The following is a 3,826-nucleotide window of genomic DNA, read 5'->3' as shown; positions in this document are numbered from 1 at the left end:
GGATGGCGTCCATCCCATTTCATGCAGGGTGATGCCTGCGTTTCGCTGAGCTGGCGCAGACGTTGCGATGCCTGGCCGTACACATGCAGCTGCCAATCGACGGATTGCAGCGGTTCGAAGTTGTCCCCATGGGCGGTCTGAATCCAGGGCAGACGGTCGCCGCCGTGAACGGAGCCGGAAGCACCGCTGCTCAGCATACTGTCCCGGTAACGGATTTGCGTTTGCGACAGCCGCTCGAAGGCCATTTTTCGTATAGGCGGGACGTCCAGAAGCAGGGGAACGATATGGGGAATGACCATGTCCTGAACCAGAGTGGTCATGATTCCGCCCCCTACGAGCGATTGGAACAGCCGGTCTGTGGTGGCCACGAGCGTCCGGGCAAAAGCAATCCGCTCCGTCTCGTAGGAATCGAGAATGCCGGCGTCCGCTTTGTCCAGAAGAACCGCGGCAAGCTTCCAGCCCAGATTCATGGCGTCCCCAATGCCGGTATTCATCCCTTGCCCTCCGACCGGGCTGTGCACATGGGCCGCATCCCCGGCGATAAAGACCCGCCCTTTGCGGAAGTGCTCGCATACCCGGTGATGGCTTTTATAAGTCGAATACCAGTTCACCTGGCTGATGTGCACACCCGTATTTCTTTCCACATAAGGAATCAGAGGCTCCAAATCCGCGGGAATTCCCTGATTCAGGATCTTGGGCGGAATCAGTCCGATGAGCCGGACCTGTCCGCTCGTGCGGATCGGGAAGACCAGACAGAAGCCTTCTTCAAAAAAGTTCATTGTCACGTTTGTCACGGGCTCTTTACTCCCCACATCAGCCACGAAAAACATCTGCTCATACGTTCCTCCGGGAAATTCCAGTCCCATCTCCTTGCGGACCGTACTATGCGCCCCATCGCATCCGCACACATAGGCATACGCTTGATTCTCTTCGATCCCTTGCCGGGTCGTGACGGCATGCGCCGCTTCATTCCCTTCCTGAAGGGAAACGAGCCCGGTATCCCATTCCACATGGATTCCTTTGGAGTCGAGGTGCTCGATGAGAAGGACTTCATGCTCGTCCTGAGGCAGGCTGAGTAGAATCCGCTATGCCGAACTGCTGGTAGAATTCCAGGGTTCTGGCATGAACGACCATGGCTCTGGAGGCTTCTCCCGGTCCAGTCCGTTGATCGATGAGCCGAAAAGGGATTCCCTGCTTCTCCAGGGCCAGAGCCAAAACGAGGCCGGTAGGACCGGCGCCGACAATCAATACCTGAGGTTGCATGATCGCTGCCTCCTTTTTTTGGAGCTTATGTGTACATTATAGTTTTTACCCTTCGAAACGCCATCAACAAAAGGGCTGATTGTGATCAGTAAGCGGCACAAATAGGTGGAGTGTTCAGGGAGCCGGGGAATATGGTTTGGAAGCTGGGGCTGTTAAATCAGATTATATCGGAAGAGAGAGGCATTTTTAATGTGAAATGAGAGGATCCGGTGTCCGGATAAGTGAGAGAATTAGCAATTAGCAAATGGTATATTGTGGTATAATCGAAAGGACAAAGTAACCGGTGGGAGGACGCGGCGAAGCGAACCCGAAAGGGGGTGGCGCCGTGTCCATTCTTGAATTGGCCATAAAGCTTTTGGACGGACTGCTGAAGCTGGTCGGTATTATTACTGGCCTGAAAACTTTGGTCAGTGCCTGGAAGCAAGCGCGGCTTAACAAGAAAAACCACCGGGATTAGGTTGGACGCCTTGGAATCCGGTGGTTTTTCATAGAATTATGAAATTCTCGCCGTGGTCGCCCGCCGGCCTTTGTCAAAAGTCACGATGTTACCAGCATCGTGGCTTTTTTAGTTTACGCTTGATCTATTTCAAGTATACCACAAAAAGCGGACCGCTACACGGTAAGCCTTAAGGTAACGGAGGGCACAGGTAATAGCAGACAAACAACGGCTGGGAGCAACCACCTGGCTATTCTACTGAATTTCAAGACGCTCTCAGTATAGTAGTAGTTACATATAAAATGGTAAATCCTGAAAATTAAACTTTTTCTAGCAACAGGGGTTTTAAATATGAACGAAAAAGTGAGCGAAGTCTGCTGTCCTTCGTGACCATGGTTAATGATCCTAATTAGAAATGGGGAATAAAAATGACCTTTAAACGAGTGGTTGTGGCGATTTGTGTGATTGCGATCCTCTTGCTCGTTGCATTCCTTACTTTGAAAACCGAGTCATGGTGCCCATCAGATTTGTCTCTGAAGTGTTAGGGGCAACTGTGAATGCATCCGCCAAGGATAGCGCGACGTATGTTGATATTTCCTTCAAGCCGTAAAATATCAAAGACATGAATATTTCCTTTACATTTGCTAGGGGCATAAGCTTTTGAAGAATAGTCCTTAGAACCTCCCCAGAATACGGCTTCATATAAAAAGGAAGGCGGCCATACACGGCCGCCTTCCTCATTTTAATTTTAATCCTGCAGCGCCTGCTCCGGCAGGAGCCGGTCAAAGGCGTAGATGCTGGCGAGCCGGTTAGGCGTAAAGGCGGACGCAAAGCCGAAGCACAGCTCGGCTTTCTGCGGATGCCTGAAGTCCGGAATCCGGATCGACATGCCCTCAGGCTCCCGGTAAGTCAGCTCCGGCGCGGTAAGGATCAGCTGCCGGTCCGCGACCTCCCCGGTGCTCAGCTTCACGACGGTGATGTACGTATTGCCGGTGCCTTCGACCGAGCCGGCCGACCCGTAGGCGCTGCCCTCCAGGAGATACAGGTAACCGCCGTAGGAGGCGAAGCCCTGGAACGTGCCGAGGGAAGGCTGGAGGACGTCCGCCACCGGCTCATAGATGTGCTGCTTAACTTTCTCAAGCTCATATACGCCAAAATGGAAGGCTCCGTTCAGACGGTAACGCATCGTCAGCAGCCCGTTCGCCTGATCGATATGGACCGTTGTCCGGTCGGCTCCAGGGATGAGCCGGTACTTCTCAAGCTCCGGCGACTCCGGCGTCAGGATGGCGCCGTCCTGGAAGGCGAACCGGGTCAGCTGGGTTCCCCAGCCGCTGCCCGACTCCGTCACCGAGTCGGTCTCCGTCCATAAGTAGGCCTGCGACCCGTCCGCCTCCACGCCGATCTGCACACCGTGGCCAAATCCCTTCAGGAACATGTGCCCCAGCTCGTTTCCGTTCATATCCAGCTGGGTCAGGGCCAGATCGCCGCTGCTGGAGCGGGCGGCTCCGCTCACTGGTGCGGATTCGCCGGGGAGCTGCTGTCCGCCGGCCATGAGCTGAACGGTATAAATACGCCCGTTCGCATTATCGATGGCAAAGGACTGAAGCACGGTCCCGTTATGCAGCGGCTTCTCGCGGATCACTTCCTTCGCCTCCTGCGACAGGTCGAACATTTTGGACTTCAACGGCGACGGCTGCGCATGAGCGCCGGAAGCGGAGAGAGGCAGGAGGGCGGCAATCAGGAAGCCTGCCGTTAATTTCATGAGTGTGCGGCGGGCCAATCCCTTCACGGCTGAGCGGCTGTTAAATTTCGAATGATCCATGGACATCAATCCTCCAATCAAGGGTTGGGATGAAACTGGACATTCACGGCTGCGGCATGAAACTTGTGGGGGAGAGGTCCATCTGTTCCCGAATCCGCATGGCGGGGAGCGGGTTGTTCACCGTCATCAGCAGGGAACCGCAGCCGAGCGCATAGTAGACCTGCTGATCGTCATCCGGGCAGTAGCACCACGGCAGGATGCCCAAATCCTCGTATTCCTTAACCCGGGCAGGCGTCAGCAGCTTCATGCTGAGTCCCACCGCCCACATTTTCGAAATCGTCCCCTCGGGTCCCGGCACATAGTTA

At 54.7% G+C, this 3,826-nt stretch carries 3 protein-coding genes and 2 pseudogenes; 2 read left to right on the top strand and 3 right to left on the bottom strand.

Annotated features, from left to right (window positions below):
- Window positions 1-1,263: pseudogene (locus CPT76_RS30885) on the bottom strand (FAD-dependent monooxygenase); the annotation flags it as partial.
- 325 nt (window positions 1,264-1,588) lie between these two features.
- On the opposite strand from CPT76_RS30885, the gene CPT76_RS40860 reads away from it, so the two are divergent.
- Window positions 1,589-1,720 (top strand): hypothetical protein, encoded by a 132-nt coding sequence (locus CPT76_RS40860; RefSeq protein ID WP_258168998.1) that lies wholly within the window; start codon window positions 1,589-1,591, stop codon window positions 1,718-1,720.
- A gap of 490 nt (window positions 1,721-2,210) precedes the next feature.
- The gene (locus CPT76_RS30880) at window positions 2,211-2,309 is read left to right on the top strand and encodes a stalk domain-containing protein (RefSeq protein WP_105445605.1); all 99 of its coding nucleotides are present in this window, start codon (window positions 2,211-2,213) and stop codon (window positions 2,307-2,309) included.
- A 138-nt stretch (window positions 2,310-2,447) separates the two neighbouring features.
- Here the strand turns inward: CPT76_RS30880 and CPT76_RS30875 are convergent, their stop codons facing one another.
- Window positions 2,448-3,521 (bottom strand): phage baseplate protein, encoded by a 1,074-nt coding sequence (locus CPT76_RS30875; RefSeq protein ID WP_105445604.1) that lies wholly within the window; start codon window positions 3,519-3,521, stop codon window positions 2,448-2,450.
- Between the two features lie 43 nt (window positions 3,522-3,564).
- A pseudogene (locus CPT76_RS30870) lies at window positions 3,565-3,826 on the bottom strand (hypothetical protein); the annotation flags it as partial.

Origin of the sequence: Paenibacillus sp. AR247, from assembly GCF_002968895.1 — a bacterium.
GTDB classification, from domain to species: Bacteria; Bacillota; Bacilli; order Paenibacillales; family Paenibacillaceae; genus Paenibacillus_AQ; species Paenibacillus_AQ favisporus.
The sequence above is the reverse complement of the archived record's forward strand: the minus strand, read 5'-3'. Positions and strand labels throughout refer to the sequence as shown.

Coding starts and splice junctions, on each gene's coding strand:
- CPT76_RS30880 (WP_105445605.1), top strand. CDS start 2,211: ATGGTGCCCATCAGATTTGTCTCTGAAGTGTTAGGGGCAACTGTGAAT.
- CPT76_RS30875 (WP_105445604.1), bottom strand. CDS start 3,521: ATGGATCATTCGAAATTTAACAGCCGCTCAGCCGTGAAGGGATTGGCC.